Origin of the sequence: Lysinibacillus sp. JNUCC 51, from assembly GCF_015999525.1 — a bacterium.
Taxonomy (GTDB): domain Bacteria; phylum Bacillota; class Bacilli; order Bacillales_A; family Planococcaceae; genus Lysinibacillus; species Lysinibacillus xylanilyticus.
In genome coordinates, this window is sequence record NZ_CP065545.1 from 1,588,143 (window position 1) to 1,608,644 (window position 20,502).

At 39.1% G+C, this 20,502-nt stretch carries 16 protein-coding genes; 5 read left to right on the forward strand and 11 right to left on the reverse strand.

Going from position 1 to position 20,502, the window contains the following annotated elements; genetic code table 11:
• The first annotated feature begins 199 nt into the window (after window positions 1-199).
• Window positions 200-895, forward strand: a complete 696-nt coding sequence (locus JNUCC51_RS07940) for a Crp/Fnr family transcriptional regulator (RefSeq protein ID WP_337991532.1) — start codon at window positions 200-202, stop codon at window positions 893-895.
• 66 nt (window positions 896-961) lie between these two features.
• On the opposite strand, the gene JNUCC51_RS07945 is transcribed toward JNUCC51_RS07940, so the two are convergent.
• Window positions 962-1,270 carry a metal-sulfur cluster assembly factor gene (locus tag JNUCC51_RS07945; protein ID WP_100545611.1) on the reverse strand — a complete coding sequence of 103 codons (309 nt, stop codon included), beginning with the start codon at window positions 1,268-1,270 and terminating at the stop codon, window positions 962-964.
• A gap of 53 nt (window positions 1,271-1,323) precedes the next feature.
• On the reverse strand, window positions 1,324-2,088 hold the full coding sequence (locus JNUCC51_RS07950) for a prolyl oligopeptidase family serine peptidase (RefSeq protein WP_337991533.1): 765 nt from the start codon (window positions 2,086-2,088) through the stop codon (window positions 1,324-1,326).
• A gap of 121 nt (window positions 2,089-2,209) precedes the next feature.
• On the opposite strand from JNUCC51_RS07950, the gene JNUCC51_RS07955 reads away from it, so the two are divergent.
• Window positions 2,210-3,019 (forward strand): Cof-type HAD-IIB family hydrolase, encoded by an 810-nt coding sequence (locus tag JNUCC51_RS07955; protein WP_337991534.1) that lies wholly within the window; start codon window positions 2,210-2,212, stop codon window positions 3,017-3,019.
• A gap of 691 nt (window positions 3,020-3,710) precedes the next feature.
• On the forward strand, window positions 3,711-4,568 hold the full coding sequence (locus JNUCC51_RS07960) for a DegV family protein (RefSeq protein WP_337991535.1): 858 nt from the start codon (window positions 3,711-3,713) through the stop codon (window positions 4,566-4,568).
• 98 nt (window positions 4,569-4,666) lie between these two features.
• Here JNUCC51_RS07960 and JNUCC51_RS07965 read toward each other — a convergent pair whose 3' ends face one another.
• From JNUCC51_RS07965 to JNUCC51_RS08005, 9 genes are all read right to left on the reverse strand, one after another.
• Window positions 4,667-6,133, reverse strand: a complete 1,467-nt coding sequence (locus JNUCC51_RS07965) for an alpha-amylase family glycosyl hydrolase (RefSeq protein ID WP_337991536.1) — start codon at window positions 6,131-6,133, stop codon at window positions 4,667-4,669.
• 352 nt (window positions 6,134-6,485) lie between these two features.
• Window positions 6,486-6,848, reverse strand: a complete 363-nt coding sequence (locus JNUCC51_RS07970) for a YisL family protein (protein WP_337991537.1) — start codon at window positions 6,846-6,848, stop codon at window positions 6,486-6,488.
• Window positions 6,849-7,169: 321 nt separating this feature from the next.
• Window positions 7,170-8,072 carry a fumarylacetoacetate hydrolase family protein gene (locus tag JNUCC51_RS07975; RefSeq protein WP_337991538.1) on the reverse strand — a complete coding sequence of 301 codons (903 nt, stop codon included), beginning with the start codon at window positions 8,070-8,072 and terminating at the stop codon, window positions 7,170-7,172.
• An 87-nt stretch (window positions 8,073-8,159) separates the two neighbouring features.
• The gene (locus JNUCC51_RS07980; protein WP_337991539.1) at window positions 8,160-8,288 is read right to left on the reverse strand and encodes a hypothetical protein; all 129 of its coding nucleotides are present in this window, start codon (window positions 8,286-8,288) and stop codon (window positions 8,160-8,162) included.
• 428 nt (window positions 8,289-8,716) lie between these two features.
• Window positions 8,717-9,883 (reverse strand): DUF418 domain-containing protein, encoded by a 1,167-nt coding sequence (locus tag JNUCC51_RS07985; RefSeq protein ID WP_337991540.1) that lies wholly within the window; start codon window positions 9,881-9,883, stop codon window positions 8,717-8,719.
• A 98-nt stretch (window positions 9,884-9,981) separates the two neighbouring features.
• Window positions 9,982-13,698 (reverse strand): helicase-exonuclease AddAB subunit AddA, encoded by a 3,717-nt coding sequence (gene addA / locus JNUCC51_RS07990; protein WP_337991541.1) that lies wholly within the window; start codon window positions 13,696-13,698, stop codon window positions 9,982-9,984.
• A 1-nt stretch (window position 13,699) separates the two neighbouring features.
• Entirely contained in the window at window positions 13,700-17,209 is a 3,510-nt protein-coding gene (gene addB / locus JNUCC51_RS07995; RefSeq protein WP_337991542.1) for a helicase-exonuclease AddAB subunit AddB, read from the reverse strand.
• A gap of 880 nt (window positions 17,210-18,089) precedes the next feature.
• Window positions 18,090-18,719 carry a TVP38/TMEM64 family protein gene (locus JNUCC51_RS08000; protein ID WP_337991543.1) on the reverse strand — a complete coding sequence of 210 codons (630 nt, stop codon included), beginning with the start codon at window positions 18,717-18,719 and terminating at the stop codon, window positions 18,090-18,092.
• Between the two features lie 11 nt (window positions 18,720-18,730).
• Window positions 18,731-19,282, reverse strand: coding sequence for a helix-turn-helix domain-containing protein (locus JNUCC51_RS08005; protein WP_049668127.1), 552 nt, complete (start codon window positions 19,280-19,282; stop codon window positions 18,731-18,733).
• A 124-nt stretch (window positions 19,283-19,406) separates the two neighbouring features.
• Between JNUCC51_RS08005 and JNUCC51_RS08010 the strand changes: the two genes are divergently transcribed.
• On the forward strand, window positions 19,407-20,138 hold the full coding sequence (locus JNUCC51_RS08010) for an AzlC family ABC transporter permease (RefSeq protein ID WP_337991544.1): 732 nt from the start codon (window positions 19,407-19,409) through the stop codon (window positions 20,136-20,138).
• Window positions 20,135-20,461, forward strand: coding sequence for an AzlD domain-containing protein (locus tag JNUCC51_RS08015; protein WP_337991545.1), 327 nt, complete (start codon window positions 20,135-20,137; stop codon window positions 20,459-20,461). Before JNUCC51_RS08010 ends, JNUCC51_RS08015 begins: the two co-directional genes overlap by 4 nt.
• The last annotated feature ends 41 nt before the right edge of the window (window positions 20,462-20,502 follow it).

Genomic DNA, 20,502 nt, shown 5'->3' on the forward strand with positions numbered 1-20,502 from the left:
AAATGTTTGACCTTTTTTGACTAACTTTATTTTACAACATACGACAAACCTTCGCAAAGAATTAGTCCTAAAATTTCTTCCCTTATAACTGGAAAATTACGTTATAATAGAACTATGTTAGTTTTAGTATCGAAAATTGTTCATCATCCTTTTGTAATAATAAGACATTTTTACAAAAAGAAAGCGATGTGTTGGAGATATGGTTATAAAGGATAATATACAAGAAAAATTTCACGATCTTTTTCAAAAGCACGGTGTTTTTATTAAAGTGAATAAGGGTAGTAAAATTTTTTTAGAGGGCGAACGTGCGAAAGAAATATATTATATAAAAACAGGAACTATCTCAATTAGTCAGGAAACGGAGAATGGAAAGGAATTAACCATTCGTATTTGTGGTCCAGACAGTATTATTGGAGAAGGCTCATTATTTTGTAACCTTACTTACAATTCCATGACTGCTAAAGTTTTAGAACCCTCTAGTTTATATGTACTAAGCCGTGAATCATTGGAACTTTTACTAGTGGAACAACCAGATTTAATGGTGGAATATATGAAGTGGTTGCAAACAGAAAATTTAAAGCATCAAAGTCGTTTACGTGATTTGATTTTAAATGGTAAAAAGGGCGCTTTATTTTCAACACTCATTCGCCTTTCGAATACTTATGGTAAGCCTTTAGAAAATGATACTATCTATATTGACCTACCATTAACAAATACAGAAATCGCTAATTTATGTGCGACGAGTCGAGAGATGATTAATCGCATGCTTAATGACTTGAAGAACCACAATATCATATCCTTCGAAAAAGGTTATATTACAATTCACGACCTACAATTTTTAAAGGATGAAATCGCCTGTGAGAATTGTCCGTTACAAATATGTCGTATCGATTAATTCTTTACACGCAAAATCCCCGCTTACTGTTGCAAGCGGGGATTTTTTATCGTGCTTTAAGTGGACTTAGCGTACACCTAATGCCATTTTTGCATAGCGTGACATTTTATCTTTTGACCAAGGTGGATTCCATACAATGTTGACATTTGTACTTTTTACCTCAGGAAGCTCACCTAAAGCTGTATTTACTTGATCAACAATAACAGGTCCAAGTGGGCAGCCCATAGAAGTTAATGTCATTGTAACAGTTGCTACACCTTCTTCATCTAACTCTACATCATATACTAAACCTAAGTTGACGATATCAATACCAAGCTCAGGGTCAATTACATTTTCTAATGCACCTAACATGCTGTCTTTCATATCTTGATCCATCTGTATTTCTCCTTCCGTCACAGTGTTAACTTAATCATAGCAGATGCATCTTATTATGCCAAATGCTGTGCAAGCCATTCAGTTGCTGCTAACATACCATCTCGCGATACAGCATGGCCTGCTCTTTTGTTTGCTAAGAATTTTAAGTCTTCTGGATTCGTTTCATAGTATTTGCGTAAAGTTAAATAAAAATCATACGTTTCATTGAAAGGTACAGTTTTATCTAATTCCCCATGCCAAAATATCACAGGTCGTCCTGCGAATTTTTCTGGTGTTAGGCTAACATCGTATTTAGCTAGAAGCTCATTCGTTTGATGTACTTCTTCTTCGGTCATAGGCAAATCCACACCGCTTTTAGCGAATTGCTGTAATTGATACTCTGCTAATTTAAGAAAACCTGGTGCGCCCATACATACGGCAGCTGTTTTGATCCAATCATACTGCTTTAAACAGCCTGATGTTACAATTCCACCCATTGATGTACCAGCAACGCCAATTTTATCATTCACTAATAATTTTTTATTCTTTAATTCATTATATAATTGTTCAACTTCATGAATAGAATTTAAAACAATATCCCAAAAATGTAAGCTCATTTTCATCTCAGATAGGCCTTCACTACGGTCGCCATGTAATTTTGCATCTGGTAGTAGGACACGCACCCCGCTGCCTACTAATTGATATGCATAATGTAAGTTATGTTCTTTTGCACTCATAAAGCCATGTAAAAAAATCACTACTGGGGTTCTTTCATTCATATTTTCTGTATGTATATGTAATAAAGGAATATTCCCCCACAATTCTTTCTCAACAATCATCTTTGTCACTCCCAACTTTTGTCTCATCTTTATGTTAGCAAACTTTTCTCGATGTGACAAAATTTTGACGAATGGTTTACAAAGAGATACTATTCAAATTATAGGAAAGGGGCAATGAGCTATGAAACCGCATTTAATCGTTTTAGACTTAGATGGTACGTTATTAACGGACCAACAACAAATTTCAGCCAAAACTAAAAAAACATTATTGCAGGCAAAGGAACAAGGCCATCAAGTTATGATTGCTACTGGTCGTCCTTATCGTGCGAGTGATATATATTATCACGAGCTTGGCCTTACAACGCCCATCGTGAATTTTAATGGTGCTTACGTCCACCACCCAAAAAATGCTGCTTGGCAGACTATGCATACTCCTATTGATTTAGGCGTAGTGCATAATGTCGTCGACTCCATTAATAGCTTTGAATACGAAAATATTATCGCAGAGGTTAAGGACGATATTTACGTGCATACAGAGGATGAACGTATATTAAATATCTTTAACATGGGGAATCCAAAAATTACTCTTGGAGATCTCTATACCCATTTACTTGATAACCCAACTAGTTTACTGATTCAAGCTAATGAAGCAAATTCTATGATTATTCGTGATCATTTACAGGAAGTTCACGCTGAAGTCATTGAACATCGTCGTTGGGGAGCGCCGCTTCACATTATAGAAATTGTTCGCCGCGGTTTAAATAAAGCAGTGGGAATCGCCCATGTGGCAAAAGATTTAGGTATCCCACGCGAGCGTATTATTGCATTCGGTGATGAAGATAACGACTTAGAAATGATTGATTACGCCGGCATAGGTGTAGCAATGGGCAATGGAATTCCTACTTTAAAAAATATTGCCAATGAAATTACCACAACCAATAATGACGATGGAATCGCTAAAATACTCATCGATCGCTTAAAATTATCCTAGTGAAGTAGTGATTTCCTATTATTCAGCTCATCACCGAAAGTTGTGGATGACATTTGTTAAAACCTATGAAAGTTGATTGGAGTGGAGACTAAGCGACTCCTTGGGGATTAGCGGCTCATCGGACGCCCCCAGGAAGCTTTGCTCTGTGCGAAAGCGTAGCGACAGCAACAACAAAGCGCCCAGTCGGAACGGAAATCAACCACTCGTTATAGTGATGAGCTCATTCTTTTCAGTTTAACTTTATTCAGGGGTATCTTTTATTTAATGGGTACTTATTGAATAAAGATCACTTATGCCTCGACATAGTGCGTCAGGAGGCTTCGTGCCAGCACGATGTTGGTCACTCAGTCATCGCCACAGAACGTGGCGTTCTTAGACTGAGTTCATCTTTTTCAGCGGATATCTTTTGTACCGAAAGCGTAGCGACAGGTACAGATGTTTTTTTGCGCGAAAGCGTAGCGTCAGCAGCAGATATTTGGACATCCGCTGAAATAAGTTAAAAATACATCAGTATTCCTGAGTTGCAATTATACTGAAACTCGATATGATAATATATCTATATAACATTTCATTTAGGAATAGTTTAGAGAAACATAGAGTGGAAAGTGAAAGCTCGACACTTGTTCACCTGTTATGTAGTATAGGTATTTGAAAACTTCTCATATAGAATATTAAATTAGGGGGACAAATGATGAAAATTTTTACTGATAGTGGATGCGATTTACCAAAGTCTTACTATGAAGAAAACAATGTTGAACTTCTTCCACTACGAGTGCAATTGAACAATAATGAATATGATGATGTCATTTCAATTGATTCCAAAGAAATTTACGATGCTATTCGTCAAGGTGCTCGCCCAAAAACATCCCAAGTATCACCAGAGCTTTTTATCAAGCATTTCGAAAATCTAGCAAAGAATGAAGAGGAAGGTATCTATATTGCCTTTTCATCAGAATTATCAGGCACCTATAATACGGCGGTCATGATTCGCAATCAAGTTCAGGAGCAATATCCTTCCCTTAAATTAGCTATCATCGATTCTAAATGTGCTTCGCTAGGTTTTGGCCTAGTAGTCGAAGAAGCCGTTCGACTCCGAAATACAGGTGCTTCATTGGAGGAACTCGAAGCAAAAATTACAGCACTTACTCCACAAATGGAACACTTATTTACAGTAGAGGATTTAGATTACCTTGCTAAAGGCGGGCGTGTATCAAAGGCAAGCGCATTTCTAGGAGGACTCCTTAGCATTAAACCTATTTTAAATGTAGAGGACGGTAAGCTTGTGCCGATTGAAAAATCTCGCGGACGCAAAAAAGCTATCTCTCGCATGTTAGATTTAATGCAAGAGCGCGGCGGTGATTTTTCAGAGAAAATTATTGGTATTAGTCACAGTGATGATGTGGACTTTGCCAACGAAGTAAAAGCTTCTATCCAAGAAAAATTTTCACCAAAAGCCATTCAGGTAACAATGATTGGTTCAGCTATCGGCTCACACGTAGGACCAGGTACAATTGCCATCTTCTTTACGAATAAAAGCTATCAAGCTTAACAAAAACCCCCTCCGCACTTAAAAAGTGTTGAGGGGGATTATCATTTTATCTTGCATTAACTGCCCGTAAAATCAATGAGGGATGCAGCCCCTCTTCATTATTGAGCATCTTGCTCCTTACGTCGTACTTTACCTCGTCTAATAATAACTACTACAAATCCTATGAATATAACCCATACTAATCCTAGTGCTACCATATAAGGTACATTTAATCCTTCATCATCTCTAACTTGATAAATCTCTACCATTTCACGATCTAAAATAACCGGATACACGTCTTTTTCATTAATACGAACTTTTTCTTCGTGTAAAATACCATTTAACATTTTACCTTCTCCAAGCTGAGCAGGTGTTAAATCAACGCGTTGTGTTTTACTAGTGTTGTTAACCATGATGACCCATTTCTCTTTATCAGATGTTCTTGTAAATACAAGTAGGCCATTTTCATTTGTAATAACTTCAAAATCACCGTTGCGTAATGTCTCAGATTTATTACGTAAAGATTGAACATTTTTAATATAATCGATCAATTCTTCATCTGTTTTAAAGTTAAAAATTTGGTGCGTATCTGGTTTTGTTTCCCCGTTCATCGCAATTTCTGTACCATATTGCACAACTGGAATTCCTGGCATCATAAATAAAGCACCCATCGCCATTTTCAAACGCGTCGGTGGGAACATATTTTCAGCTGCAGAATCAAATGTAAAACGACGTGTTTCTAGCGAATCCACCATAATTTGAGTTGGCTTTTCACCTGTAAGAGGTTCCATCAACTTAGAAGAATCCATATCAACATTTTTAAATATATTACGGTAAATATCAGCCGTAGCCGGTGAAATGCTTGCATCAAAGTCTGCATCACTTTCTTCATTAGAAATCACATAGAGCGATTTTTTCGAATCCTTTAATGCTTTAATCATTTCATTGATAAATCCTTTATCGACACCAGCAATATTTGTTAAACGCATCCCACCAATATCATATGTAGAAACAAAATCTGTTGCCGATTTAATAAGTGCTTCTTGTACATCTTTGTTTGTTAAGTCCCACTGTACTTGTCCATTATTCGTTGAGGCAATCCAGTCCTTTTTCGCTGGATCCTTTGCCCACTCATGATTCGGACTTACATTGTTTAGTGGAAAATCAACCATGATCGATACATTTTTTGCTTTATAGGTCTCAATGACACTTTGAAACTCCTCAGCTGTACCAAAATGACGTTCAATTGATGAGTAGCTCGTCGGCATCGATCCATCATATTTCTCAGTGGCAAAAATCTGACCAATAGAAGCTATTGTAAAGCCCATCTCTCCGATAAATTTTAGTTTATCCTGTAAACCTGCAAAATCGCCTCCTGCAAACTTAGTAGGATCTTGCGTATTTGTATCAAAATCGTTAGTGCCCGAACCATTAAAGAAACGGTCAACGAGTAAATCATAGATGCTTTCTTCTGCAATCGTTCTTGTCGGCGCTTCATCAGCATGTGCAACTGATGTAGTACTCACTAATGAAGTTGCTAGTAAAAGCGATGCAGCTGTCGCACTTATCCACTTCTTGAATTTCACTTTTTTTCCCTCTCTTTCAAACCAATCCATCGTCATTTTACCAAATAAAATAGTCACGTCGCTATCATTTAAAAATATTTTCCGAAAATGCAAAATTAATTACGGCAAAAAGGTGTCAACTTCACCAATAAATTTATTCGGCGGCTTGGAAGGGGGAGCCGAGCGATTCTACAACTTATCTGAGCAGTTTTCTGGCCTACCCGATCGCTTCTCCGGCTTAACCGAGCAGTTTTCGGACCCACCTGATCACTTCTCCAGCTTACCTGAGCAGTTTTTCCAGCTACCTGAGCGATTTACCTTCTCCCCAAAAATAAAAGCCGTGAAGCGAAATCTTCACGACTTTTCCAAATAATTATGCTAAGAAATTGAAGTTTAATGGTAGTTTAAAACCTAAGAACATTGTGATAAATAAGCATACCGCAAATAAAATCCAAAATAGTCCCGTTGGTTTATTTTTCTTCTGACGTACTAACACCATTTCCATCATGCCAATAACTAAAATACCAAATAAGAATTTCATACCATATAACATTGGATCTCCGGCTTGGTACTTAAAGAATAGTGCCCCACCAGTAATGATAATTAAAATGTAGAATAAACGTAAAGTCATATGTAAGCCTTTTGACTGCTTGCCCAATGCTGCAATTAAAAAGATTACGATTGCAATTACCCAAGTAGTAATATGCAAATGCGTTTGGCTAGTTAAGAAATCCATTATTGTCCCACCTCATATTCTTTTTTCTATCAAACTCTATCCTACCATGTGATGGAAAGGGTTTCAAACATTACAATAGTGTTCATGTAATTTACATAAATTATGCCTCGGCATAATTGCATCCGTAGGCTTTAGGCCAACAAATATTTTTTGCGCGAAAGCGTAGTGCTAACGTAGCGTCAGCAACACGATGTTGGTCACTCAGTCATTGCCACAGGACGTGGCGTTCTTAGACTGAGTTCCTCTATTTCAGTGAATGGTTGGACATCCGCTGAAAGAAGTTAAAAATCCGCGGAGGTAAACTCACGCGGATTTGAAAAATTATTCAAAATGATTCATTAAAGTACCGATGCCTTGGATAGACACTTTCACAGTATCACCAGCTTTTAAGAACTGAGGCGGATTCATGCCTTTGCCAACACCCGCTGGAGTACCAGTTAAAATAACATCGCCTGGCTCTAATGTTACATGCTGAGATAAAATCGATACTAATGATTCTACAGTGAACATCATATCTTTTGTTGAGCCGTTTTGACGCACTTCGTCGTTTACTTTTGTTACCACTGTTAATTCTTGTGGATTTGGAATTTCATCTTTTGTCACAAGGTAAGGTCCAAGTGGACAGGTTCCTTCCAAACTTTTTCCTAAGAAGAATTGCTTATGTTTTTCTTGTAAATCACGAGCTGTTATATCATTGGCAATCGTGTAGCCAAATACATAATCGTATGCTAAGTTTTTCGGAATATTTTTACCACGTTTACCAATGACAACTGCTAATTCGCCTTCATAATCCATTTTCGATGAAAGATCAGCATGGATAGAAATAGTTTGGCCATCAGCTGCAATAGCAGTCGGAGATTTTGTAAATACCATTAAGTCTGCCGGAGCTGCCTCTGCACCCATTTCTTTAGCATGTTCATCATAGTTTTTCCCAATACACATAATGTTTTTTGGTGTACGTGGAATCGGTGATAACCACTCGATCACTGTAAATTCACGTTTGAAGCTTTCTGCACGGTCTGATTTTTCAGCGGCTTCTACTAATTTACGAATCTGTTCAACAAAATCAAAGCCTAGAGCAATGCCATCTACAATTGAACTTGAAAAAGAAGGGAGAACTTGAAGTTCATTTTGAATAGCGAGTACATCCCATACCGCTTCTTCTTTTTTTACTTTTGGTCCAAAGCTTACATGTCCACCTAATTTAAACGATAAAATTTTCATGATTTTCAGAGCTCCTTCTTTTTTCTACATGATACAACAAAATAATAGAAATTGCCTTACTTTTGCGACAATATTTTTTATTCCTAATCAACCGCGGGGCCATTCACCATAACGTGGAGTTGATTTCCGTTCCAGCTGGGCGCTTTGTTGCTGTCGCTTCGCTTTCGCACAGATAAACATTTGTAGCTGTCGCTTCGCTTTCGCTACAGAAAACATTTGCCGCTGACGCTTCGCTTTCGCGCAGAGCAGAGCTTCCCGGGGGCGTCCGATGAGCCGCTTCACTCGCGTTGCTCGCTCCAGGGTCTCGGGCCAACAGATGTTTTTTGCGCGAAAGCGAAGCGACAGCAGCACCGATGTTGGTCACGAAGGCGTTATCACAGGATGTGATGGTTTTAGCCTTCGTTCCTCTATCGCTAATCCCCAAGGAGTCGCCCAGCCTCCACTCCAATCAACTTATATACATGACATATGTTTTAACAAATGTCATCACCAACTTTAATGATGAGCCAAATCGCAATAAATTATTCTTATAATACAAGACGTGATTATTAACTATATGTTTCCACCACATAGAAGATGAAGGCTGATTTCCACCGTAGATTGCTAGATTGCATGAGAATCGAATACCTTATATCGATAAAACATTAACCTACTTTAGCATTCGCTTTATATGTTAATTTGCGCCATAAAGCCTCTAACGGACCTTGTCGCCATTTCGCTAGCCAAATTTCCGCCACAATCATTTGGACAATAATAATACTAACTGCAATTAACACACCTGTTGCGACGCTCACTTTTCCATACCAGCCAAATCCAAATTGATAAAATAAACACGTTCCTATGATCGATTGAAGTATGTACATCGTTAATGACATGCGCCCCATTTTTGCAAAAGGACTAAGCAACTTTGATACAACTGGAAGTAAACAAAGTAAAACAATGAGCCCCGTATAGCCAACTGCTAAAATTGGACCACCTATGTAAACTTTCAAATAGTCTAATAAATACGTACGTGTAAACATTATCGGTAAGCTCTTAATTAATATACCAACTGCTAATCCAGCTATTGCTAATGCAAGCCAAAGCCATTTTAGCTCCTTCGCTCGTTCCACTAAACGCCATTTAGAGGCCGCTGCACCAATTAACATAAATGGTAGAATTGTAAATAACGCCACAAACCACATGCCGATCTCAGCCTGAACAGATAAATCGGTTAAACGTTGCATAAATGCATCTACCCAACTGCCCGTTCCGTAAGCAGTTATCGCCTGCTCTACCGAAGTAATATCTAAATACTCATCAATTTTCATATTAAAATTAATATATCCTACAATAAATAACATAAAAACTTGCATAACACCGTTAATCATAATACCGATTGACAATAACCAAATAGGGTGGAGACGTAATAAAAGCAATAAAAAAATGCCACAAAATGCATACATCATCAAAATGTCGCCCCACCAAATAAGCACAGCATGTATTAAACCAAATACAAATAATACAGAAAGTCTTCGCAGTCCTATCGTATAAAAATTTTGTTCTCGACTTTGTGCTTTCTGCCATTGAATAGCGAGCCCATAGCCAAATAACATGGCAAACAGTGGATAAAAGCTACTTTGTACATATATATCTAAATTTTGCTGCCACACCATATCTGACGGTGTTGTAAACCATGATGCCAAATCAATGTATGGCATTGGCAAATAAAAGGCAAACATATTAACGAGTAAAATGCCTAGTAAGCTAATACCACGTAAAATATCTAATGTTGCGATGCGTTCCTGCAACATTGTCGGTTTTAACTCCACAAAATAGCCTCCTCTATGTATATGGCGAAAACAGGGCTCTCTAAATTCATTCCCTTATATAAAACTATATCAGATTGCCCTGTTTTCACCGCGTTTACTTATGCATGTAAAGCACGTTCGATATCGAATAAATAAAGAACTTTATCACTTACTTTAATTTGAAGGATAGCTTCAATCGCCTCACTATAAACTCTCAACTGAACACCATATCGGTCTAAGAGTTCCTTCGTTAGCGCAGGCTCCTCAGCAAAATATGATTGGATACGATCTGTCTTATAATCAAGCAAGATCCATTCACCATTCTCATCCTCAAACAAGCAATCGATAATCCCTTGTACTATTTGAGCGTCGCCATCTTCATCTACTCTACTAATCGTAAATGGCAGTTCTCTCCGGATTGTTTTTGCTTTTTTAAAGCGTTGTCCAATGTCTGTTGTAAAGAAATTATATATTTTTTTCCATGGAACAACCTTGCCCTCAGTCTCTGTAAGAAGCTGCCTTGCAACTAAATTAGCGACAAACTCCTTAACCTCCTGTACATCCTTAAAGCCGTTTTGAGGCACATGCTGCATGACTGTATGGACAACTGTTCCTATTTCTGCACCTGTCAGCTGTTTGTCCTGTAAAAAGGTTGGACGTGGTGCAATAGTTGTCGTTTTTTGCTTAGAAGGTACTGAAAAGTAATATTCAGGCTCCTCCTGTCGCTGTAGATTTTCTAAACGCTTTATTTCACTTACAGATGTTTTTGAGCGTTTTTGTGTTGATTTCTGAAATGCATAGTGTGCTTGAAAGCGCATCGTAATTTCCGACAGCAAAGCTTCGTCCTCTGTCGTTTCTAGCAATGGCTGTATATCATCCTCTAACGCCTGTATGTCATACGCATAATGGCTTGTTTCAACAGCACGTACCCACCAATGCGATACATCATCAGGTGCCTTATAGGAAGAAGAAGCAAGTGTTGCAAAATCCCCGTGTCTAGCAACTGCAGGTCCAAGCCAATCAAAGTAACTATTAGCTCTCGCGCGTAAATACTCCTGTAGCGGGGCATCCACTGGTAAACTTTGAGCATCCTGCCAATTATCGAGCGTTTTACTCCAATTTTTCACGGAGCCTACTAAAATAAGTCGCTCTTTTGCACGTGTCATCGCTACGTATAATACACGCATTTCCTCAGCACGCATTTCAAGCTCCTTTTTCTCCTTCAAAGCTAAAAATGGAAGAGATGTGTACGTAATACGATTTTCTGGATCAATTGCCTTCACGGCAAGGCCAAAATCTTGATCGAATAAATATGGATTGTGGAAATCCATTTTATTAAACGGTCTCCCCATCCCTGCAACAAAGACAACAGGGTATTCCAAACCTTTTGAAGAGTGGATAGTTACAAGACGCACAACATCATCCTTTTCTCCAATCGATTTAGCTGTCCCTAAATCATCCCCACGCGTACGCATACGATCAATGAAACGTAAAAAGCGAAATAGTCCTCGAAAGGCTGTTTTCTCATACATTAAAGCACGGTCATGTAAAATACGTAAGTTGGCCTGACGCTGCTTACCATTCGGCATCGCCCCTACCATCTCATAATAATGCGTGTCTAAATAAATTTTCCAAATTAAATCTGACAGTGAACCACGTCGTGCTAAATCTCGCCAGTTTTCAAATGCTAGCATAAATCGCTGAAGCTTCACAAAAGTGTTAGTTTGCACACCATGCCCCTCACTGCGAATAAATTGCCTTAATGCATCATAAAATGGTGCTTTTTTATCTGCTAGCCGTATTTTTGCTAGCTCATTTTCTGTTAAGCCAACGAATGGTGCGCGTAATACTGAAGCTAAAGGAATATCCTGATATGGATTGTCAACAACCTTAAGTACATTCAGCATAATCATGACCTCAAGCGCATCAAAATATCCTTTGGAGGACTCCGCATAGAGAGGGATTCCCGCAAGCTTAAATTCCTCAACTAAATCAGTTGACCAAGTCATTGAACGCATTAAAATCACAATATCACTATATTTTAATGGACGTTCAGTCTTCGTTTTTGTATCGAATACGGTTGTCCCATCCTCCATCATTTGCCGAATACGTTCAATGATAAAACGTGCCTCATACTGCGATTTTTTTAATTCTTCTAGCTCAGAGACGTCGCTTGTAATGTCTTCCGCCTCTTCGTCCAACTCCTCATCCCCGGGAGGATGCATGATGACTAGCTCTACCGGAACTTCTTTATCATCATACGGCGCTGCTGGCTTTAATGAAGCATTTTCATCATAAAGAATTTCCCCTACACGCTCACCCATAATTTGTGCAAATACGTAGTTTGTAGCGTTCAACACTTCTTTTCGACTACGGAAATTAGCGTTTAAATCTATACGCATTCCCGTTAAATCTGGGGCCTCTAAAAACTCACTGTACTTTCGCATAAAAAGCTTCGGTTCTGCTAAACGGAAACGGTAGATGCTTTGTTTTACATCCCCAACCATAAAAAGATTTCCCTCTTGCTCACTACCTGTTTTCACAAGCTGTAATATTGTCTCTTGTAACATATTTGTATCTTGGTATTCGTCAACAAGTACTTCTTTAAAACGCTGTTTCAAATCTAGAGCAACAGGTGAAGGCTGTAATTCACCTTCGACTTCTATTGTTAAAATTTGCAATGCGAAATGTTCTAAATCCGAGAAATCAATAATTCCTCGTTCTAATTTTGCCATGCGGAACTGTTCACTAAAAACATTTGTCAATTCGACTAATGTCCCTATCGTAGGACCCATTAATCGTATTTCTTCAAGCAAGCGAGCAGGAGTCCGAACGAAATAAGTCTCTTTCAGCTTGTTCACAATTTTCTTAGCTGCCTCACGTTTTTTCTTGGCAAGCTCCTGAAGCTCCACATCCACTAAAGCATCCTTTGATACACGCTTTAAAGTTGACCATTTCACCGTACCAAAATAATCAAAGAGTTCCTGCCAAGTTCCTTCGCGACTAATGCGAATGCCTTCCTGAATCATAGCAAAATCCATTTCTGCGGTTTCAGCATATGGTGCAGGTCCCTCGGGCTGTAGCGTAATGGCACGCATTTCAGAAATTAATACGAATGCCTCTTCAAGACTATGCTTTACTGTTAACTTCACATATTTCGACAACTCTAAATCATCAATGGTCACGTCCGCTGCTAAGTCATATGTCTCTGGTAGACTACGAAGCCATTTTTGAGGCTCTGTATGAACACGAGACGTATCATAAAGCTTGCTCATTAATGTTTCGATAGCTTGATCATCACGATCCGACGTAAAGCTATCAACAAGACGGTAGATTGCTTGAACCTGAGCCTCATCCTCAGAATCGTAAGCATCTTCTAATACTTCTGCTAATATATCGTCCCTTAACAAAGCAACCTCCGCCTCATTTGCTATACGAAAGCCTGGGTCAATATCTAACATATAGGCATACTGTTTAACTATGGCTAAACAGAAGGAATGCAGCGTTGAAATTTGTGCTTTATTGACAAGGCTTAGCTGGCGTCGTAAATGGTTGGAAGTTGGATTTTCTGCAATAGCCTTTTCAAGTGCCTCCGCCATACGGTGACGCATCTCAGCTGCGGATGCATTTGTAAATGTTACAACAAGTAACTCGTCCACATTGATGGGATCCTCTATCGCAACTACCTTTTCAATCATGCGATTAATAAGTACTGCCGTTTTACCAGAACCTGCCGCAGCTGATACTAGTGTATCCTGACCGCTTGCATAGATAGCCTTCCACTGGTCGTCGGTCCAGGTCACTTCCGCTGGCTTTTCGGGTATTTTTTGTACCAACTTACTTCATCTCCTTCCGAATTTTCTCAACGATATCATTCGGTTTTGCTTGCTGTAACTGACGATAGCTTTGCTTGCCATCAGATGGGTCAAATTGACAAACCGCTGTAAATTGACAGAAGTCACATGCTGTTTTTGTTTTAAGTTTATAAGGACTAATGGAAGTATCCCCTGCTAAAATTCCATTACCAGCCTCTTGATGCTTGCGCCGTACAAAATGCTGTAGATTTTTCATATCATTAACAGGTACAATCCGTGACTGAGATTCTGACGGTGTCCCATCTTTCTTCATATAGACAGGAATAATTTTCGAATGCCCACTAGATTCCTCTAATTGCTCGTCCATCGATAAAATAGCCTCTGCATTTTCTGACAAAAGACCTTTCATTTTGTATTGTTTTAAACGGTCTTCCTCAATTTCGCTATCGCTTAAATCCTTATCAAGCTTTAGCATTGGATTGTGGACATGTACATAAAGAACCCCGGCTGGCTCCGCCTCACCTGGCAGCCAATAAGACGAGTTTTCCATCGCCACATCTAGATACGTTAATACCTGTAGAGACAATCCGTGGTAAACCTCATTCAAATCTAAATCACGAGCTGATGATTTATAATCGACAATCCGTAAATAAGAGCGGTCATCAATAGACGCACTATCCACCCTATCAATACGACCTCGCATAAACATTTTCTTACCACCTGTTAAATCAATTTCAAGTGGAGGAAGCTGTTCATTTTGTCCCGGTCCAAATGATGCCTCAATGGCAATTGGCTTAAAGTGGGATACATTCGCATGCTGCGTAAGTGCTGTCATTGTTCGTTCGACAATACGAATAAGCTTGCGTTGAATGTAACGATAACGTGCGCTTGACAGTAAGATTTGATGAGAGAATACCGGCACAATTTGCTCTACAGCTTGGCGTGCTAATTGTTTAATTTGCTGCTGTGTTAAACGTATCCATGATAGTTGCAGACGGTGTGTCTCCTCCGTAATCCATTTCAATGCCTCATGGAATAAATCGCCCATTGCAAATGTTTCTAGTCTGTACTCTGCCCGTTCTTCTAGATGAAGTCCATACGTTGTAAAATGAGAGAATGGGCAACGGAAATATTTCTCAATACGAGACACACTAGATGTTAGCTTTTGACCATATAATTCCTGGGTGATGTAGTTTTCTAATGGCTCTGCTTCATTTTTATGAGTGATTGGATGTAACACTCGATCATAAATAAGTGCCCAATAAGGGTCCTGTTTATAATATTTTTGTAAAGCAAGCCACTCTGGCGCTAGCTCTCGGCTATGCTCAGCTTGACGTTTTTGCACCATTAAATGTGCTAAAGCTGTACGTGGATGGCGTAAATACGGTAAAGCACTTTCATCCAGTAATTCAATTGGGTCAATCACAACTCGCTCTACCTCAACACCGCTCAAAAGTCCTGCTGTTTTATCATTGCCGATAATTTTCTTTATATAGAGTGAAGACAATAACGCCTTGCCTTCTTCATCTGCCGTAGGATAGGACATATATAATTTATCGGATGGTGTCGTTAAAGCTCGATATAGCAAGAAGTTCTCCTGCAGTAAACGATTTTTAGATGTCGGCGCTAGCTCATAGCCAATTTGACCAAACCACTCACGTTCAGTATCTGACAACAATCCCTCATAATCTATACGAGTTGGATAGACTCCATCATTCATTCCTAAGACAAAAGCAACTTTTATATTCGATAAACGAGCTAAATCAACTGTCGCTACCATGACCTCATCTAATGTAGGTGGGATACGCGAAAATTCTAATGTATCAAAGCCTTCATCTAAAATTTTCGCCGCTTCCTCCACGGACATCTCCTGCTCACCAAACATATAAACAAACTGATCGAGCACCGCTATCCATTCTTTCCACGCTTGATCATGCTCACTTGCAGCTAATGCATCGCCTCGATCAAGTTCACGGTCTTTCATTGCTTGAAGCTTTTCAAAAACATTTAAACTCTCAATCAACTCGAATAAAGCTGTCGCTACATCTCGCCCTGTTGTCGCCACTTCCAGCTTGTCCTGTAATAATTTAAGCGGCTGACGAATTACATCGCGAATGGCCTCGATTTCTGCCTGCATAGCACGTTCTTCGTCTGTTTGTACGCGTGAATGGAATTCAAGTCCACGATACTTTTTGAAAAACCACCTAGCTTCCTCAAACCAGCGCTCACCAAAGACACCCTGTGCTAAACAGTAGTTTTCTAAACGATCCGCACGCTCTCGCCAAACATTTAATTCAGCATATAACGGGAAAAATAAATCTGTTTTCACACTACGAAAAACTGGTTCATATTTCCAATTAGAAATAATAATCTCTAAAACAGAGCGACTAAGCTCAATTAAAGGGTGGTGCAACATTGTCTTTTTCGAATTTGTAAAAATAGGAATTTCATATTGCTGAAAAATTGTTGAAATGAGCGGGTCATATACTTCTGCTTGTCTATAAAGAAGTACTATATCTTGATAACGATATCCCTTCTCTCTTGTCAGCTTTGTTATTTCCCGGGCAATGGCATGTATCTCCGCACGTCGATTAGATGCTTCAAATACCGTTACATCACCTGAAGTTTCTTTCGTTTGAGGCACCATATCAGCAAATCGATCTTCCATATGTTGTAAATCATCAGATTGAAAACGATACGTATTGTAGAAGTGCAATGGTGCTTCAACTTCAATGCCTTCTTCATGTGCAATGTCGTGTAAACGTTGATTCGTAGAAGCTGCTTCATGGAATAAAGATTGCTCATCATTAACCTCTTCGATATGGTCAAAGGGAAGAACTACGGTTACCTGCTTCGTTACCTTTAATAACTCTTTTACAAGTTCTAATTCTCTTACCGTAAATGCTGTAAAACCATCTATATAAATTGCCGCCTGCTTCATCGTCTCGGAGTATTTTAGCTGCTCGGTTAAAATTGGATAATACCCCTCACTATCGACATACGTCGTGCCAAGTCGTTCCTCCAAAGCCTGTAAAACGACTTGTAAATCATTCGTCTTCGCTTGCAATGTATTCGGCGCATCAATGGCCTGCAAAGACGCTGACACTTCAGCTAGCACCGAACTATTTACACTATAACGACTAAACTCTCGTAATAGCGTTTCAATTTCCTCCGTAAAGCCTCGTTTCCCAGCTGCTTGTCGAAATAATGAGAACTCACTTTTTTGTTCCTCTAAAAGTTTGCGGATAAGCATTCGATAACCATAGCCATTTACTTCTTTTCGAGCAATACCACCCGTTTCCTGTAATACTAGCCATGCTAATCGTTTAAATGTCATGACCTGCGCACGGATTAAGCCTTGCAAGCCATGCTTATTTGTAAGCTCATACTCCGTTGAATAAGACATCTGGTCAGGTACAATCACAAAAATTGGATGACCTAACGGCTCTGATTTTAGTTGCTCGACAATCTCTTGATGAATAAACGTTGATTTACCCGTCCCTGAACGTCCTGATACAATACGCAATGTCATGTACTTTTCTCCTCCTGTTAATAATCTATATCAATTATGCCTCGGCATAATTGCGTCCGGAATCGGCTTTGTGCTGGCACAGAGCACTCCTTTCCAATTTCCGTGACATCCGCCGGAGGCTTTGGGCCAACAAGATGTTGGTCACTCAGTCATTGCCACAGGACGTGGCGTTTTTAGACTGAGTTCCTCTATGTCAGTGGATGTTTGTACACCCGCTAAAAAGTAACTTAAACCCGAACTCATTACAACACCTATAGAGATGGGAAACTTCTGTAACTGCCGTTGCACTTTCGTTACAAAAAACATTTGTACCTGTCGCTTCGCTTTCGGTCAAAAGACATCTGCTGAAAGAAGTTATATAAATGTTTGTCGTAGATATTTGGGCTTTGCTACTTAACATGGGTTGTAATCTTTTATATCTGTTCACTTTGCTGTTGTACTTGAGCAGGTTTTACATTGACCCGATCACTTTATGACCTCACCTGGGCTCTCTTTGACCTGATCACTTTGCGACCTTACCTGAGCAGTTTTCTCTTTGACCCGATCCTTTGCGACCTTACCTGAGCAGTTTTCTCTTTGACCCGATCACTTTGCGACCTTACCTGGGCAGTTTTCTCTTTGACCTGATCACTTTGCGCCCTCACCTGAGCAGTTTTCTCTTTGACCCGATCACTTTACCAGTCTACCCGAGCAGGTTTTGCATGGACCCATCACTTTGATGGTACCCCCGAGCTTTTTGCTGCTCTATTGTGCATTTTACTATTTTATCTAAGCGCTACTCCATAAACTTGAGCATTGCCTTACCTTTAATTAATGAAGATAAAAAGACCCCTTCTCTCATTTTACATGATAAAAGGGGGAAGTTGTGTATATTCAACTTTCAACGGTGGTGATTTTTCGTCAATTTTCGCGCTTGTTTCAAATCTCTCTCTACACGCGTGTTTAATCGTTTCTCTATAAGTTTACCAACCCACCAAAGCACGACAATCGCAACAGCCGCAATAATCAGTCTTACAGGGCTTGTTAGGAGCGATTTTAAATCATAACCAAGCACGCTCATTCCTAAAATCATTACAAACTTTCCTGCCATTAACACTACTAAATAAAACTTTTTATGAATATGAGATAGCCCCGCTACAATGTTTACAATGACTGAAGGTGTAAAAGGAAAACAAAGTAACACGAACAGAGGACTAATACCATTCATATCTACCCATTTAATTAGCTTCTCTATTTTTTTACTGCCTGTTACAAATCGAAGTTTTGGATGCTTGCCAAAATGTCGGACAAGCAAAAAGACTGCATACGAACCCGCTACAGATCCTATCCATGATAATAAAAAACCTAACCATAAGCCAAATGCGCTCGCATTGGCGACAACGAACACGACCAACGGTAAAAACGGCAGAAATGCCTCTATAAAAGGTAGTAACAAACCAATGATTGGGCCAAGCGTTCGATATTGCGCCGCAATTTGCTCAATATTATCTACAGTAAACCATTCACTCAAAATCGACACCTCTATTTATATTGCAAAATTAAATGTAAAATCGTTAACTTTTCCGAAGTATTTTTATACTCATGTGGCTGATGTCCAGAGAATACTAGTGTATCCCCTTCTTCTAGTAATTCATGCATCTCCCCGGCAGAAATGATGGCTTGTCCTTGGATAACCGTTACGGTTTCCTCTACCCCTTCTGTGTGGGCCTCACTTCTGCTAAAGGCGCCAGGCTCCATCTCTATCTTATAGAGTTCCCAACCACGTTCTGGATTATAAGGAATAATGGAGTACACACGATATCGACCCTCATCTTCATCTACATGTAGCGCATCCTTACTACTATATTTCATGAAGTGCGCTGTTGGTGATTGTAATAGCGAAGAAAATGAAATTCGCATTCCCGCAGCAATTTTCCAAATTGTTGATACTGTAGGATTTGCCTCCCCTTTTTCAATTTGAGCAAGTTGCGCTTTACTTACCCCTGTAGCTTTGGCAACATCGTCTAAGCTTAAATGACGTTGCTGTCGGATCTTCTTTAATTGAAATGCCAAATTTCGACTCATTTGCTCCATTTATATTCACCAATTTCTATTGTTTATTTTATCGGACATATGTATACTTTAATAAACATCATGAACTATCAGACTATTCCATTATTAGTATACATGGAAATTTTTAAGAAAGGACGATCTATTTATGACAAGTACAACAGATTTTCAGAATGAAAAAGCAATCACGCCAGACGATAGCTTTTTACAAGGCGTTAAAGATTGTATCCCCACTTTACTCGGTTATATTAGCATAGGACTCGCTTTCGGTGTTGTAGGTTCCGCGTCTGGGTTATCTGTACTCGAAATTGCACTTTTAACTATACTCATCTATGCAGGCTCCGCACAATTTATCTTTTGTGCACTTCTTTTAACAAATAGCCCTGCCTCTGCTATTATTGTAACCATTTTCGTCGTAAATCTACGCCATTTATTAATGAGTTTAACAATAGCTCCTCATTTTACACGCTATTCCATGCTAAGAAATATTGGTTTCGGCACATTATTAACTGACGAAACATTTGGTGTAGCTGTTACAAAGCAAATGCAAACTGGTAAGCTACACGGCAAATGGATGGATGGGCTGAATATAACTGCTTATCTATTTTGGATACTTTCTTGTGTGACTGGTGCCTATTTAGGACAATGGGTAGCAACTCCTGAAAAATGGGGCTTAGATTTCGCATTGATTGCTATGTTTGTGGCACTTCTTGTTCTTCAGCTTAACAGTGTAGGCAAAGGTAAAATAATGCATTATCTTATATTAATCGGCTATATGGTTGTCATTATGTATGGTCTTTCTTATATTGTACCTTCACATGTGGCTGTTCTTCTTTCAACAGTTATTGTAGCAACTATAGGGGTGGTGACAGATAAATGACGACAACTGCTACTATGGTATGCCTCATCATTGGCTGCGCACTTGTAACTTGGCTACCGCGTATTATTCCTTTTATATTCGTTCGAAATGTGAAGCTACCAGAGGTTGTATTAAAATGGTTAAGCTTTATCCCAATTTGTATTTTGAGTGCTCTTGTAATTGAAAACTTATTGGATACAGAAAGCGGAAAAATTGTTACACTCAATTGGCCTGTATTTATTACATTTGTGCCAACGCTTGTGATTGCACTTGTTACCAAAAGCTTATCTATTACAGTTGTAGCAGGGGTTATCATTATGGCAGCCGTGAGATTTTTCATGTAAAAAGGTCAGTCTTAAAAGTGAGAAAGCTATCACTTTTGACT

Excerpts from the sequence above, each read along its gene's own strand:
- JNUCC51_RS07970 (WP_337991537.1), bottom strand. The coding sequence starts at position 6,848 with ATGGATTTCTTAACTAGCCAAACGCATTTGCATATTACTACTTGGGTA.
- JNUCC51_RS08005 (WP_049668127.1), bottom strand. The coding sequence starts at position 19,282 with ATGGAGCAAATGAGTCGAAATTTGGCATTTCAATTAAAGAAGATCCGA.
- JNUCC51_RS08010 (WP_337991544.1), top strand. The coding sequence starts at position 19,407 with ATGACAAGTACAACAGATTTTCAGAATGAAAAAGCAATCACGCCAGAC.
- JNUCC51_RS07950 (WP_337991533.1), bottom strand. The coding sequence starts at position 2,088 with ATGATTGTTGAGAAAGAATTGTGGGGGAATATTCCTTTATTACATATA.
- JNUCC51_RS07955 (WP_337991534.1), top strand. The coding sequence starts at position 2,210 with ATGAAACCGCATTTAATCGTTTTAGACTTAGATGGTACGTTATTAACG.
- JNUCC51_RS07980 (WP_337991539.1), bottom strand. The coding sequence starts at position 8,288 with ATGTTTTCTGTAGCGAAAGCGAAGCGACAGCTACAAATGTTTATCTGT.
- addB (WP_337991542.1), bottom strand. The coding sequence starts at position 17,209 with ATGACATTGCGTATTGTATCAGGACGTTCAGGGACGGGTAAATCAACG.
- JNUCC51_RS07940 (WP_337991532.1), top strand. The coding sequence starts at position 200 with ATGGTTATAAAGGATAATATACAAGAAAAATTTCACGATCTTTTTCAA.
- JNUCC51_RS08015 (WP_337991545.1), top strand. The coding sequence starts at position 20,135 with ATGACGACAACTGCTACTATGGTATGCCTCATCATTGGCTGCGCACTT.
- JNUCC51_RS07960 (WP_337991535.1), top strand. The coding sequence starts at position 3,711 with ATGAAAATTTTTACTGATAGTGGATGCGATTTACCAAAGTCTTACTAT.
- JNUCC51_RS07975 (WP_337991538.1), bottom strand. The coding sequence starts at position 8,072 with ATGAAAATTTTATCGTTTAAATTAGGTGGACATGTAAGCTTTGGACCA.
- JNUCC51_RS07945 (WP_100545611.1), bottom strand. The coding sequence starts at position 1,270 with ATGGATCAAGATATGAAAGACAGCATGTTAGGTGCATTAGAAAATGTA.